The organism is Methylomonas aurea (assembly GCF_024505045.1).
Lineage (GTDB): Bacteria > Pseudomonadota > Gammaproteobacteria > Methylococcales > Methylomonadaceae > Methylomonas > Methylomonas aurea.
Window position 1 is genome coordinate 15,163 of sequence record NZ_JANIBM010000009.1, and the last position, 14,093, is coordinate 29,255.

Below are 14,093 nucleotides of genomic sequence, written 5' to 3' on the forward strand. Positions count from 1 at the left end.
ACCTTGGAGCAATAAAAAACACGGCCGGAGCCGTGTTTTCTGTGTCTGGCAGATTGGAGTTTTTAAATTGCGCGTTTGCGCACCGTAAAGCCAAATAGGCCAAGCAATCCACTACCGAATAACCAAACGGCTGCCGGTACCGGTACCGCGCTGGTAAAGTAGCTTAGCTTGGCTTGCACGAACGGCGGGAACTGGTCGGTCAAGCCGCCCGCAACCAGATTGGCATTGACCACGCTGGCCAAGTCCAGATTAACCACAATTTGGCCGTCTTGAGTCCAGCTAACTAAATCGTCGCCACTTAAAGCGATCTGCCAACGCCATTCGACCAGGTCGTTTGTATCATGAGCATTGACCAGATTGCCGTCTTGCGACAGTACATCCACGGCGACACTGTTACCGTCTTCAATCTGCACGAAAATGCTCTCAGTCGTTGAGGTAAGGCCGTAATCGCCCCTCGCGTGCAAAGAAAATAAGCCATCGGCCAGTGCAGCCAACGGCGCATTGTCGATAGTAAACGTGAAGCTTTCCCCGTCGGCGGTTTGCCAATAAATGGGCGACGTGTAAACCGCTTCCTGCAAAGCGGCGTTTGCCTGCATGCCGGTTGTTGCCAGAGCCAGCAGTGTGAACACTTTTGTTAAGCTTTTACCCATCGCGATTTTCCTAAAGTTGGGACCGGCACAAATTCTAAGGCATGCCGGTTTGCGAATCCACTGTACTTTGGGGTTGCGCGGACAAAAAATCGGCGGCGGAAACAAGTCTTGCCGGTTTGCTGATCGACTCGGAAATACGCGACTCAAGCCCGTTGCCGGCAGTGCCGGGGTACAAAAAACACATGCCGAAACCTGCCTTTTCGGGTATCCTTTTCAGGCTATTCCCATGTTTTCTAGGTTCCGTAATGACCAACAACACCGACATTGCCGCCAAACACGATATAGATCCTGCAGAAACTCAAGAATGGATGGAAGCCCTGCAAGCGGTGATCGAAAAGGAAGGCAGCGAACGCGCCAGTTACCTGATCGAAACACTGCTCAGTACCGCCAGACAAGCCGGGTTGGACATTCCGTTTTCGGCTAACACGCCTTATATCAATACGATTCCGGTCGATAAGCAACCCAAATTTCCCGGCAATACCGATATCGAGCGCACCATCCGGTCTTACGTGCGTTGGAACGCGATGATGATGGTGTTACGCGCCAATAAGCACACCAATGTCGGCGGCCACATCGCCAGTTTTGCTTCCGCCATCACTCTGTACGATGTAGGCCAGAACCATTTCTGGAACGCCGCATCCGACAAGCACGGCGGTGATTTGATTTTCTCGCAAGGCCATTCGGCGCCCGGAACTTACGCCCAAGCCTTTTTGCTCGGTCGGCTTAGCGAGGAGCAGATGGACAACTTCCGTCAGGAAGTTGGCGGCAACGGTTTGTCTTCCTATCCGCACCCCTGGCTGATGCCCGACTTTTGGCAATTCCCAACCGTATCGATGGGCTTAGGGCCGATCATGGCGATCTATCAAGCGCGCTTCATGCGCTACATGCAGGATCGCGGTATGGCCAATACCGAAGGGCGCAAGGTGTGGGCCTTCCTTGGCGACGGCGAATGCGACGAACCGGAAACCCTGGGCGCGATCGGCATGGCCGGCCGGGAGAAGCTGGACAACCTGATCTTCGTCATTAACTGCAATCTGCAGCGACTGGACGGCCCGGTGCGCGGTAACGGGAAGATTATCCAGGAATTGGAAAGCAATTTCCGCGGCGCCAATTGGAACGTGATCAAAGTGATCTGGGGGCGGCGCTGGGACGCGATTTTGGCACGCGATAAGGACGGTTTGATCGTCAAACGCATGATGGAATGCGTAGACGGCGACTACCAAACCTTCAAATCCAAGGACGGTGCTTACGTGCGCGAGCATTTCTTCAATACCCCGGAACTGAAAGAATTGGTCAAGGACTACACCGACCGCGACATTTGGGAATTGAACCGCGGCGGCCACGATCCGATTAAGGTATTCGCTGCTTACAATGCGGCAGCCAACCACAAAGGTCAGCCTACCGTAATCTTGGCAAAGACCATAAAAGGCTACGGCATGGGTGATTCCGGCCAGGCGCAAAACACCAGCCACCAGCAGAAGAAGATGAGCCTGGAGTCGATCAAGGCCATTCGCGATCGTTACCAGCTGCCCATCAGCGACGAAGACCTGCCCAACCTGCCTTACATCCGTCTGGCCGAAGATTCCGAAGAACTCAAATACTTACGCCAGCGCCGCGCCGACTTGGGTGGTTATTTGCCGGCGCGGCGGGCAAAATCCTATTCGCTGGAAATCCCGGCCTTGTCGGCGTTCAAGGCCTTGCTGGACGGCACCGGTGAGGGCCATGAAATCTCGACGACGATGGCTTTCGTCCGCATCCTCAACATTCTGGTCAAGGACAAACAAATCGGCAAACGCGTCGTGCCTATCGTGCCGGACGAATCCCGCACATTCGGTATGGAAGGCATGTTCCGCCAACTGGGTATCTGGTCTCAAGTCGGCCAGCTATATACGCCGCAAGACGCCGAACAATTGATGTTCTACAAGGAAGACAAGCACGGCCAGGTGTTGCAGGAAGGCATCAACGAAGCCGGTGGTTTGTGCGACTGGATCGCGGCGGGTACGGCCTATTCCACCCACGGCACGCCGATGATTCCGTTCTTTATCTACTACTCGATGTTCGGCTTCCAGCGCGTTGCCGACTTGATTTGGGCCGCGGCCGACCAACGTACTCGCGGCTTCCTGCTCGGCGGCACCGCCGGCAGAACCACGCTGAACGGCGAAGGCTTGCAGCACGAAGACGGCCATAGCCATTTGATTTCGGCCACGGTACCCAACTGTTATTCCTACGATCCGACCTTCGCCTGCGAACTGGCCGTGATCATCCACGATGGCTTGCGCCGGATGTACGTAGAGCAAGAGGATATCTTCTATTACATCACGTTGATGAATGAAAATTACGACCAACCGGCGTTGGTCGAAGGCTCGGAAGCCGACATTTTGAAAGGCATGTATCTGTTCAAAAAGGGCCACAAAGGTAATAAGCCTAAGGTGCAATTGTTGGGCTCCGGCACCATTTTCATCGAAGTGATTTTTGCCGCGCAGTTGCTGCACGACGATTGGGGCGTGGATGCGGATCTGTGGAGTTGCCCCAGCTTTACCGAGCTGGCGCGCGACGGCCAAAGTTGCGAACGCTGGAACCGGATGCATCCAACCGAAAAACCGCGCGTTACTCACGTCGAACGTTGCCTGGAAGATGCCAAAGGCCCGGTTATCGCTGCAACCGACTATATGCGCGCCTTTGCCGAACAGATTCGGCCTTGGGTGAAAAATCCCTACACTGTTCTGGGCACCGACGGTTTCGGCCGTTCCGATACTCGCGCCAATCTGCGCAAATTCTTCGAGGTGGACCGCTACCACGTTACCGTCGCCGCGCTGCACGCGTTGGCGCAGGCCGGCGAGTTCGAAGCCGCCAAAGTCGACGTGGCGATTGCCAAATATGGCATTGACCCCGACGCCACCGCTCCCTGGTTGATTTAACGGCTGAATTAACGGAAAACGATAGATGAGTTCTTTAGTTGAAGTAAAAGTCCCCGACGTCGGCAATGTGCCGGAAATCGATATCGTCGAAGTCTTGGTGCAGCCCGGCGATGTGGTGGCGATCGAGCAGACATTGGCCGTGATGGAAACCGACAAGGCAACGATGGACCTGCCGTCCAGCGCGGCAGGTATTGTTAAGTCGGTCCATATCAAGCCGGGCGATAAAGTGGCTGAAGGCACCTTAATCGTCACGGTGGAAGTAGGTGCCGTCCCCGCAGAGCCGGTTGCCGAAGCCGCGCCGGTGGCTGTTGCCGCCGAGCCGCCTCCGGCGCCTGTCGCAGAAGCGCCGAAAATCGAACCGGTTCAAGCCGTCGCCGCGCCTGTGGAACCGGTCGCTGCCAGCGCCGAGGGCTACAAGCCGCATGCGACGCCGAGCGTACGCTTGTTCGCCCGCGAATTGGGCGTCGATTTGAGTAAAATTCCAGCCGGCAGCGGCCGCAAAGGGCGGATCTTGCAGGAAGACGTGAAAAAATTCGTCAAGCAAGTCATGACATCCGGCGTTGCGGTAAGTGGTGGCGGCGCCGGCATTCCAGCCATCCCGGCGGTCGATTTCACTCAATTCGGCGAAATCGAAGAAAAGCCATTGAGCAAAATCAAACGCCTGACCGGGCAAAATTTGACCCGGGTTTGGTTGAATCTACCGTTGGTAACCTACCACGACGAAGTCGCGATCGACGAGATGGAAGAGTTCCGCAAGGCAGTCAACGCCGGCCAAGGCAAAGACGGCATCAAAGTCACCGGACTGGTATTCATCATGAAGGCCTTGGTTGCGGCGCTGCAGAAATTCCCGTCGTTCAACAGCTCGCTATCTCCGGAAGGCGACAAACTGTTCCTGAAAAAGTACTACCACCTCGGCATTGCGGTCGACACGCCGAACGGCTTGGTCGTACCGGTAATTCGCGATGTGGACAAGAAAGGCATTTTCCAGTTGTCCAAGGAATTGGCCGAGGTCAGCGAGCTGGCGCGGGTGGGTAAACTGAAACCGGCCGATATGCAGGGCGGTTGCATGACTATCTCCAGCCTTGGCGGTATCGGCGGCACCGCGTTTACGCCTATTGTCAATGCGCCGGAAGTCGCGATCCTAGGTGTGACCCGCTCCAAGGTGCAACCGGTTTGGAACGGCAAGGAGTTCGAACCGAAACTGATGTTGCCGTTGGACATTACTTACGACCATCGTGTCATCGACGGTGCCGAAGGCGCGCGTTTCATGGAAGCCTTGAAAGCCAACCTGGCGGATATTCGCCGTCTGTTGCTGTAAAACCGGCCAAGTTGCCGCCCCGTTTATTTCCGCTCTGGAGTAAACGGGGCGGCGCTTTGTTGTAGAAGTTTATTCCACTCGTTCGGCATCGCCACGATCGACGGCACCGAATCTGCTCCGCTAAATTCTGAATTCCGCCGACCGGGCGTGCGCAGTCAAACTCTCTCCCCGCGCCAACACCGAGGCGATTTTCCCTAAGTTCTGTGCCCCTGTTGCGGAGCAGTTGATCAGGCTGCTGCGTTTTTGAAAGTCGTAGACGCCCAGTGGCGAGGAATAGCGGGCGGTGCTGGACGTGGGTAGCACGTGGTTGGGGCCGGCGCAGTAGTCGCCCAGGGCTTCGGCGGTGTAACGGCCCATGAAGATGGCACCGGCGTTGCGGATTTGCTCGGCCAAGGCTTCCGGATCGGCGACCGACAGCTCCAGATGTTCCGGCGCGATACGGTTCGCTACTTGCGCGGCTTGCTCAAGGTCGGCGACTTTGATAAACGCGCCGCGGCCGGTCAATGAGGCTTTGATGATGGCGGCGCGCTCCATTTCCGGCAGCAGCTTATTGATGCTGGCTTCGACTTTTTTCAGGAACTCGGCGTCCGGGCTGATCAGGATTGCTTGGGCGTTTTCGTCGTGTTCGGCTTGCGAGAACATATCCATCGCGATCCAGTCCGGATCGGTCTGGCCGTCGCAGATAATCAGGATTTCCGACGGCCCGGCAATCATGTCGATACCGACCTGGCCAAACACCAGCTTTTTCGCCGTGGCGACATAGATGTTGCCTGGGCCGACGATTTTATCGACGGCCGGCACTGTTTCGGTGCCGTACGCCAGCGCCGCGACAGCCTGGGCGCCGCCGATCGTGAACACCCGGTCCACGCCGGCGACGTAGGCCGCCGCCAACACCAGCGGATTGGTTTCGCCGCCGGGCGTCGGTACCACCATGACCAATTCGCCGACGCCGGCGACTTTGGCCGGAATCGCGTTCATCAGCACAGAGGAAGGGTAAGCGGCTTTGCCGCCCGGCACGTAGAGGCCGGCTTTGTCCAGCGGCGTCACTTTCTGTCCGAGCAGGGTGCCGTCCAGTTCGGTGTATTGCCAGGACTGCAATTTTTGATGTTCCGCGTAAGCTCGTACCCGGTCCGCGGCGGTTTGCAAAGCAATCGCTTGTGTGCTGGGTAGCGTGTCCCAGGCCTGCTTCAGTGCCTCCTGGCTCAGTTCCAGTTCTTTGCCGGCCTTGAATGCGGTGCGGTCGAAACGGTTGGTGTATTCCAGCAAGGCCTGGTCGCCGCGTTTTTTGACATCGGCGATGATGTCCAACACCCGTTTATGGATTTCCAAATCGTCGCTGGCGTCCCAGTCCAGGCGCGTCTGCAATTGTTTGGCGAAATCGGCGGACGAACTGTCCAGGCGTAACATTTTGATCGCAGCCATGGGGCTTACCTCTGCGCCAGCGTGGTTTCGAATTGGTCTATCAAGGCTTGAATGGCTTGGTGCTTCATTTTCATCGCCGCTTTATTGACTACCAGCCTGGAGGTGATGTTGGCGATCAGTTCGCGCGGCTCCAGGCCGTTGGCTTTTAACGTATTGCCGGTGTCCACCAAGTCGACGATGCAGTCGGCCAGGCCAACCAGCGGCGCCAGCTCCATCGAGCCGTACAGCTTGATGATCTCGGCCTGCACGCCCAGGTCGGCAAAATAGCGTTGCGCGGTTTTGACGTACTTGGTTGCAACGCGCAAGCGGCCTTTGACCGGCGGCGCGCCGACCGGGCCGGCCGTCATCAAGCGGCAGCCGGCGATGCCCAGATCCAACGGTTCGTAAAGGCTTTCCGCGCCGTGCTCCAGCAATACGTCCTTGCCGGCGATGCCGAGGTCGGCGGCGCCGTACTCGACGAAGGTCGGTACGTCGGTGGCGCGGATAATCACCAATTGCACGTCATCGCGGGTGGTTTGCAGGATTAATTTCCGGCTTTTATCCGGATCGTCGATCGGCGTGATGCCGGCCTGTTGCAAAAACGGCAGGGCTTCTTCGTAAATTCGGCCTTTGGATACGGCGATGGTTAACATGGCTCGGTAGCAGGTTTAGTTGGGAACGCGGCGGATCGTGGCGCCCAGTTGCGATAATTTTTCCTCGATATGATCGTAACCGCGGTCGATATGGTAAATCCGGTCCACCAAGGTTTCGCCTTCCGCAATCAGGCCGGCCAGCACCAGGCTGGCGGACGCGCGCAAGTCGGTAGCCATCACCGGCGCCGCTTTCAGACCTTCGTTGCCGGTGCAGATCGCGGTGTTGGATTCGAGTTTGATCTGAGCGCCCATGCGCTGCAATTCCTGCACGTGCATGAAGCGGTTCTCGAATACGGTTTCGGTAATCAGGCCGACGCCTTCGGCGACCGAATTCAACGCCGTGAATTGGGCCTGCATGTCGGTCGGGAAGGCCGGATAGGGTGCGGTGCGCACCGTGACCGCTTTCGGCCGTTTGCCGTGCATGTTCAATTCGATCCAGTTTTCGCCGCAGGTGATGTCGGCGCCGGCTTCCTTCAATTTAGCCAGCACGGCGTCCAGCGTGTTCGGGTCGGTATTTTTCAGACGGACATGGCCGCGGGTAATCGCTCCGGCGACCAGATAGGTACCGGTTTCGATCCGGTCCGGCAGAATATCGTAATGCAGGCCGGGAACGCCGAGCTTTTCGACGCCTTCTACGGTCAGAATATCGGTGCCGACGCCGCTGATCTTGGCGCCCATTTTATTCAGAAAATGCGCCAGATCTGTGACTTCCGGCTCTTTGGCGGCATTTTCGATTATGGTGATGCCGTCCGCCAGCGTGGCGGCCATCAGGATGTTTTCGGTGCCGGTCACGGTGATTTTATCCAGCACCAGGCGGCAGCCTTTCAGACGCGTGGCCTTGGCGTGGATGTAACCGGCTTCGACGGTGATGTCCGCTCCCATCTTGATCAGCGAGTCGATGTGGATATCCACCGGCCGGGTGCCGATCGCGCAGCCGCCGGGCAGCGACACGTAAGCTTCGCCGAAACGGGCCAGCAACGGCCCCAGCACCAGGATCGAGGCGCGCATGGTTTTGACCAGTTCGTAAGGCGCTTCGTATTTGTGGATGCTGCTGGTGTCGACTTCGATGTTCATTTTCTCGTCGACGGTCAAGCCCACGCCCATTTGGCCCAGCAATTCCATCGTCGTGGTGATGTCGTGCAGGTGCGGAATGTTGCCGACGCTGACCGGTACTTCGGACAGTAGCGTCGCGGCCAGAATCGGCAGGGCGGCGTTTTTGGCGCCGGAAATCCGCAGTTCGCCGTGTAAGGGTTGGCCGCCGGTAATCAGTAATTTATCCATGAATGCTCTCGGGTAAGTGGGGCAGAACGCCGCTCAAGGCGTGCGGTTTGCAAAATATTCGGTTTCGTCGAAGCCGCTGAGTTTGGCCAATGCCAACAATTGGGCCGGAACGTTCTTGAAAGACAGTTTGACGCGGTTGCTGCGCGCCTGTTTGATCCATTCGATCATCAACGCCAGGCCGGCACTATCGGTCATGCCGACTAGCGACAGGTCGATGCAGATACTGTCCATGCCTTTCAGAAAGTTGAAGGATTTCAATGACTGCTTGTCGATACTGGCGAAGGTCAGATTGCCTTCCACGGTGTAATGGCCCGGAGCCTGTTCGGTAACGCTCAGTCTCGGCATTTATTTGCCTTCCGCCTTGTTCAGCATGAACTTGCCGATCATTTCTTCCAGGACGATGGCCGAGCTGGTGATGTCGAGCTGGCTCTTGTCGTGCAAATACTCTTCCGACGAGCCGGGGTCGATGCTGATGTACTGCTCGCCCAACAGGCCGGCAGTATAAATGCTGGCGCCGGAATCCATCGGGATGTTGTTATATTTGGATTCGATGCGCATCTCGACGACCGATTCGTGGCTGTCGCGGTCCAGTCGGATCGACGATACCCGGCCGATGCGGACGCCGGCGATCGATACCGGCGATTTGACTTTCAGGCCGCCGGAATTTTGAAAATGGGCAATCACAGTGTAGCTGTCGTCGCTGGTATAGCTGCCGAGGTTGCTGACTTGCAGGGCCATATAAAACAACGCGGCAATGCCGGAGGCGACAAAAAATCCGACCAGAGTATCCTGCGTCTTGGAATGCTGCATGTTAAATGTCTCCAAACATGAGTGCGGTTAAGATGAAATCCAGTGCCAATACCGAAAACGCCGAATTGACCACGGTGCGGGTGGTGGCGCGGCTGACGCCTTCCGAGGTCGGGATGGCGTCGTAGCCTTCGAACAGGGCGATCCAGGATACGACGAAGCCGAACACGACGCTTTTAATCACGCCGTTGACGATGTCTTCGTGAAAATCGATGCTGGCCTGCATTTGCGCCCAAAACGCGCCGTCGTCAACGCCGAGCATGCCGACGCCGACCAGATGGCCGCCCATGATGCCGATCGCGCTGAACAGTGCGGCCAGCAATGGCATGGCCAGAAAGCCGGCCAGAAAGCGCGGCGAAATGATGCGGTTGATCGGGTCGACCGCCATCATTTCCATGCCGGACAGTTGTTCGGTGGCCTTCATCAGGCCGATTTCGGCGGTCAGTGCCGAGCCGGCGCGGCCGGCGAACAGCAGGGCGGATACCACCGGCCCCAGTTCGCGGACCAGCGATGCGGCAACCATGACCCCCAGCGACTCTTCGGCGCCGAAGTCGGACAGGATATTGAAACCTTGCAAACCCAATACCATGCCGACGAACAGGCCGGAAATGGTGATGATCAGAAACGACAGCACGCCGACCGAGTACACCTGCTTCACCAGCAAATTCGGGCGCGGCAGGACCTCGCTTATTCCGGTCAGGGTATGCAGCAGAAAAAAGGTGCCGCGCCCCAGTTTGGCGAAAGCGCTGCGCGTGGTTTTTCCCAGAGTTTGCAGTAATTCGAGCATCGCGTTCTCAAATAGGCTTATTTGCCGGACAACAAGTCGTCCAGATAGTCCGGGGCCGGATAGTGGAAGTGCACCGGGCCGTCGGCGTAACCGTTCATAAACTGTTCCACCCATTCCGAATCGGAGGCCGCCAACTGTTGCGGGGTGCCTTGGCCGACGACCCGGCCCCCGGACAGCACGTAGATGTAGTCGGCGATTGCCGCGGTTTCCTGCACGTCGTGGGAGACAATGATGCTGGTCAGGCCCAGCGTCGTGTTCAGGGCCTTGATCAAATGCACCAATGCGCCCATCGAGATCGGGTCCTGGCCGGTGAACGGTTCGTCGTACATGATCATCATCGGATCCAACGCGATAGCCCGCGCCAGCGCCACCCGGCGCGCCATGCCGCCGGACAGTTCGTTCGGCATCAAACGGTGGGCGCCGCGCAAACCGACCGCGTGCAATTTCATTAACACCAGGGTGCGGATCATCGATTCCGGCAAATGGGTATGTTCCCGTAGCGGAAACGCCACGTTGTCGTAGACGTTCATATCGGTCAGCAGGGCGCCGCTTTGGAACAGCATCCCCATCCGTTTGCGCAAATTGTACAGATCTCGGGTCGGCAAACGGTGGACGTTCAGGCCATCGACGCGAATTTCGCCCCGCTCCGGTGCCAGTTGCCCGCCTATCAGTTTCAGCAACGTAGTTTTGCCGGTGCCGCTGGGGCCCATGATGGCGGTGATCTTGCCGCGTTGGATTTCGAGGTCGATGTTGTCGAAAATCTTCCTGGCGCCTCTGGAAAAGCTCAAGTTGCTAATCGAAACGAGTGTGCTTTCAGGGCTTGCGCTAGTGGCCATCTGCTGTAATTACAGGAGTATCCGGATTGGTAACTGGTTATTTTCTATGACTGGTCGAGAATAAGTCAATGACTTGGGGTGAAAAGTCGGCCGATAACATGCAATAATGGTTCCTTTTTTCTCAAGTGCGCGGAGTCGGTTTTAGGTGGGCGGCGATCAGAACATTCAAGCGTTGGCGTTGGCGGTGATTCAAACCGAAATGCAAGCGGTTGCCGCGCTGGCCTCGCGCATCGACCGGCAGTTCGTCAGTGCCTGCCGTTTGCTGTTGGCCTGCAAGGGTCGAGTGGTTGTCACCGGCATGGGCAAATCCGGCCATATCGCCGGAAAAATCGCGGCGACACTGGCCAGTACCGGAACGCCGGCGTTTTTCGTGCATCCGGGCGAGGCTAGCCACGGCGACTTGGGGATGATCACCCGCCAGGACGTGGTGCTGGCTTTATCGAATTCCGGCGAAACCGGAGAAATTCTGACGATTTTGCCTATCATTAAGCGCCTGGGCGTGCCGTTGATCGCGTTGACCGGTAATCCGTCCTCGACACTGGCCAAATTCGCGACCGTGCATATCGACGTCGCAGTGGAGCAGGAGGCGTGTCCGCTGGGGCTGGCGCCGACGGCCAGCACGACCGCGGCATTGGTTATGGGAGATGCATTGGCTGTGTCGTTGCTGGAAACTCGCGGCTTCACCCGGGACGATTTCGCGTTGTCCCATCCGGGCGGCAGCTTGGGCAAGCGATTGCTGTTGCAGGTCGGCGATATCATGCACCGCGGTAGCGAGGTGCCGGTGGTATCAGATACGGTGTTGGTCGGCGAAGCGCTGTTGGAAATGACCGGCAAGAAATTGGGGATGACCGCGGTAACCGATGCGCAAGGGCGTGTGGCCGGTATTTTTACCGACGGCGATTTGCGGCGGATGCTGGAGAAAAACCTGGATGTGCACCTGACCCGGATCGCAGAAGTCATGACCCGGAATTGCAAGTCCGTCGACGAACGCATGTTGGCGGCCGAGGCAATGCAGATCATGGAGGCAAAAAAAATCAATGCCTTATTGGTGGTCGACGAGAATAATAAGTTGCTCGGTGCATTGAATATGCATGATTTATTGCGGGCCGGGATTGTTTGAAGCGTGAACGGAAATGTTTGAGTTAAACCCTGAACAACTCGCTGTCGTCCGCGAGCTCAAATTGTTGGTGTTGGATGTCGACGGTGTACTAACCGACGGTCGTTTGTTTTTCGACGATAGCGGCAGGGAGTACAAATGCTTCCACGCCCGCGATGGTCATGGTATCAAGTTGCTGCGCCAAACTGGCGTCGAGGTTGCGGTCATTTCCGGCCGAAAATCCAATTCGGTGACCTTGCGGATGCAGGGGCTTGGCGTCGAGCATGTCTACCAAGGGCACGAAAACAAACGGGCAGCTTTCGCCGACGTGTTACAGCGGCTGAATTTGCAATCGCAGCAGGTGGCCTATGTCGGCGACGATGTTTTGGATTTGCCGATCATGCGGCAGGTCGGATTTGCCGTGGCGGTCAAGGATGCCAATTTCGCGGTGTTGGAGCATGCGCATTGGCGAACCACAATCCCGGGCGGCTTGGGTGCCGTGCGCGAGGTGTGCGATTTGATCATGCAGGTCCAGGGAACTCTGGACGGAGTATTGCAAAGCTATCTATGACGGCGCAGAAGAATTTTCAGATTTTTATCTACGTCGGACTCGCTGCGGTGCTGTCGTGGTGGCTGGTAAAACTCAACGAGCAGCGTGACGCCGAAATAAAAATTGCCGAAAATAGTCCGGATTTCTTCAGTGTGGGTTATTACAAAAAAGAGATGGGTCTGGACGGCTTGCCGAAAAGCGAGTTGTCGGCCGCGCGGATGGAGCATTATAAGGCCGATGGCAGTACGCATTTGCAGCAGCCGGTCATGACGTTGTTCAATCCCAATCAAAACCCATGGTCGATCAAATCCGAAACCGGAATCATGGCAGCGGACGGCGATAGTTTGCAGCTGAACGGGAAGGCCTACATCAACCGGGATGCATCGAAAACCAATTCGGCTTTAACCATTAACACATCGGATTTGCGGGTCAAACTCGCCAGTCATTATGCACAGACCCAAGCTTGGGCGGAAATTATCAGTCCTCCCAATAGAACGGAAGGGATAGGAATGGAGGCGACTTTCGTCAGTCCGATTCACCTGAAATTGTTGTCCAAAGTGAAAGGTCGCTATGAAATTAAGTAGAATAGTGGGGGTGGGCCTGTTGTTGTCGGCGAGGCTTGCGTTCGGTTTGGAATCGGATTCCGAGCAACCTATTTATATCGATTCCAACAACGCCGTCTACGATGAGAAAAGCCAGGTCAGCACCTACACCGGCAATGTGGTGGCGACCCAGGGCAGTATCCGAATCGACGCCGACCAACTGGTGGTATACCTGAAAGATGGTGCGATTACCAAATTGGTGGCGACTGGCAAACCGTCCCGTTTCAAACAATTGCCGGCCGTGGGTAAGGAAGAAATGCACGGCGAGGGTTTGATCAACGAGTTTTACCCTGACAAGAATTTATTGATTTTCATGAAAAACGCCTCGGTTTGGCAGGGCGACGCCAAGCAATCCAGCGAGTACATTGAGTACGATACGAAAAATTCGCTGTTGAAGGCCGGAGAGTCCAATTCCGATGGCAAGCGGGTGCATTCGGTGATACAACCCAAAGCCAAGAAGGCCCAATAGTGGCGCGCCTGGTTGCAAAGGAGTTGTACAAGCGTTACAACTCGCGCAATGTGGTTGATGGTGTCAGTTTGCAGGTCGATACCGGTGAAGTGGTCGGCTTGCTGGGACCGAACGGTGCTGGTAAAACCACCAGCTTCTATATGATGGTGGGCTTGGTCAAGGCGGACCGCGGCGATATTTTTCTCGACGACCAGCGTATCACGTTGCATCCGATGCATCGGCGTGCCAGGCTGGGAATAGGTTATCTGGCTCAGGAAGCGTCGGTGTTCCGCAAGCTCAATGTCGCCGACAACTTGCGCGCTGTGCTTCAGATTCGCGAGGATTTGACCGATGGCCAGATCGAACTGGTTATCGACGAGCTGTTAGCCGAGTTCGGCATCGGCCACCTGCGCAACCAATTGGCGTTGGGCTTGTCCGGCGGCGAGCGGCGGCGGGTCGAGATTGCCCGCGCTTTGGCCAGCGAACCGCAGTTTATTTTATTGGACGAGCCGTTTGCCGGCGTCGATCCGATTTCGGTTTTGGAATTGCAAAAAATTATCGCGCATTTGAAGCAGCGTGGTATCGGTATCCTGATCACCGAGCACAAAGTCAGGGAGACATTGGAGATATGCGATTGCGCCTACATCTTGAACGAAGGCAAGGTTATCGCCGAAGGGCAATCCCGGCAGCTTGTCGAAAACGACGAGGTGCGTAGAGTGTATTTGGGCGAAAAATTCAGTTTATGA

Annotated in this window: 15 protein-coding genes; 7 read left to right on the forward strand and 8 right to left on the reverse strand. The window is 56.6% G+C overall.

Features of this window, described 5'->3' with window-relative positions:
* Nucleotides 1–62: 62 nt before the first annotated feature.
* Complete coding sequence (locus tag NP603_RS09860; protein ID WP_256610704.1) at nucleotides 63–650, reverse strand: hypothetical protein; 588 nt, start codon at nucleotides 648–650, stop codon at nucleotides 63–65.
* A gap of 245 nt (nucleotides 651–895) precedes the next feature.
* Here NP603_RS09860 and aceE point away from each other — a divergent pair, with 245 nt between their 5' ends.
* A complete protein-coding gene (aceE, locus tag NP603_RS09865; RefSeq protein WP_256610705.1) occupies nucleotides 896–3,568 on the forward strand; it encodes a pyruvate dehydrogenase (acetyl-transferring), homodimeric type in 2,673 nt (890 codons plus the stop codon).
* 25 nt (nucleotides 3,569–3,593) lie between these two features.
* Nucleotides 3,594–4,886 (forward strand): 2-oxo acid dehydrogenase subunit E2, encoded by a 1,293-nt coding sequence (locus NP603_RS09870; RefSeq protein WP_256610706.1) that lies wholly within the window; start codon nucleotides 3,594–3,596, stop codon nucleotides 4,884–4,886.
* A gap of 120 nt (nucleotides 4,887–5,006) precedes the next feature.
* Here NP603_RS09870 and hisD read toward each other — a convergent pair whose 3' ends face one another.
* The 7 genes from hisD to NP603_RS09905 are packed head-to-tail and all read right to left on the reverse strand — an operon-like array spanning nucleotide 5,007 to nucleotide 10,651.
* Nucleotides 5,007–6,308: a histidinol dehydrogenase gene (gene hisD / locus NP603_RS09875; RefSeq protein ID WP_256610707.1), complete on the reverse strand. Its 1,302-nt coding sequence runs from the start codon at nucleotides 6,306–6,308 to the stop codon at nucleotides 5,007–5,009.
* Between the two features lie 5 nt (nucleotides 6,309–6,313).
* Nucleotides 6,314–6,940 (reverse strand): ATP phosphoribosyltransferase, encoded by a 627-nt coding sequence (hisG, locus tag NP603_RS09880; RefSeq protein WP_140911477.1) that lies wholly within the window; start codon nucleotides 6,938–6,940, stop codon nucleotides 6,314–6,316.
* Between the two features lie 15 nt (nucleotides 6,941–6,955).
* Nucleotides 6,956–8,221, reverse strand: a complete 1,266-nt coding sequence (murA, locus tag NP603_RS09885; RefSeq protein WP_256610708.1) for a UDP-N-acetylglucosamine 1-carboxyvinyltransferase — start codon at nucleotides 8,219–8,221, stop codon at nucleotides 6,956–6,958.
* Between the two features lie 33 nt (nucleotides 8,222–8,254).
* Nucleotides 8,255–8,566, reverse strand: coding sequence for an STAS domain-containing protein (locus NP603_RS09890; protein WP_256610709.1), 312 nt, complete (start codon nucleotides 8,564–8,566; stop codon nucleotides 8,255–8,257).
* Complete coding sequence (mlaD, locus tag NP603_RS09895) at nucleotides 8,567–9,031, reverse strand: outer membrane lipid asymmetry maintenance protein MlaD (protein ID WP_256610710.1); 465 nt, start codon at nucleotides 9,029–9,031, stop codon at nucleotides 8,567–8,569.
* 1 nt (nucleotide 9,032) lies between these two features.
* Nucleotides 9,033–9,815, reverse strand: coding sequence for a lipid asymmetry maintenance ABC transporter permease subunit MlaE (mlaE, locus tag NP603_RS09900; protein ID WP_256610711.1), 783 nt, complete (start codon nucleotides 9,813–9,815; stop codon nucleotides 9,033–9,035).
* Between the two features lie 17 nt (nucleotides 9,816–9,832).
* Nucleotides 9,833–10,651, reverse strand: coding sequence for an ABC transporter ATP-binding protein (locus NP603_RS09905; RefSeq protein ID WP_256610712.1), 819 nt, complete (start codon nucleotides 10,649–10,651; stop codon nucleotides 9,833–9,835).
* Between the two features lie 145 nt (nucleotides 10,652–10,796).
* Between NP603_RS09905 and NP603_RS09910 the strand changes: the two genes are divergently transcribed.
* The 5 genes from NP603_RS09910 to lptB are packed head-to-tail and all read left to right on the forward strand — an operon-like array spanning nucleotide 10,797 to nucleotide 14,093.
* Nucleotides 10,797–11,771: a KpsF/GutQ family sugar-phosphate isomerase gene (locus NP603_RS09910; RefSeq protein ID WP_504137831.1), complete on the forward strand. Its 975-nt coding sequence runs from the start codon at nucleotides 10,797–10,799 to the stop codon at nucleotides 11,769–11,771.
* A gap of 13 nt (nucleotides 11,772–11,784) precedes the next feature.
* Nucleotides 11,785–12,318: a 3-deoxy-manno-octulosonate-8-phosphatase KdsC gene (kdsC, locus tag NP603_RS09915; protein ID WP_256610713.1), complete on the forward strand. Its 534-nt coding sequence runs from the start codon at nucleotides 11,785–11,787 to the stop codon at nucleotides 12,316–12,318.
* Nucleotides 12,315–12,881 carry an LPS export ABC transporter periplasmic protein LptC gene (lptC, locus tag NP603_RS09920; RefSeq protein WP_256610714.1) on the forward strand — a complete coding sequence of 189 codons (567 nt, stop codon included), beginning with the start codon at nucleotides 12,315–12,317 and terminating at the stop codon, nucleotides 12,879–12,881. The genes kdsC and lptC overlap by 4 nt, the downstream gene beginning before the upstream one ends.
* Complete coding sequence (gene lptA / locus NP603_RS09925) at nucleotides 12,868–13,368, forward strand: lipopolysaccharide transport periplasmic protein LptA (protein WP_256610715.1); 501 nt, start codon at nucleotides 12,868–12,870, stop codon at nucleotides 13,366–13,368. The genes lptC and lptA overlap by 14 nt, the downstream gene beginning before the upstream one ends.
* Nucleotides 13,368–14,093: an LPS export ABC transporter ATP-binding protein gene (gene lptB / locus NP603_RS09930; protein WP_256610716.1), complete on the forward strand. Its 726-nt coding sequence runs from the start codon at nucleotides 13,368–13,370 to the stop codon at nucleotides 14,091–14,093. The genes lptA and lptB overlap by 1 nt, the downstream gene beginning before the upstream one ends.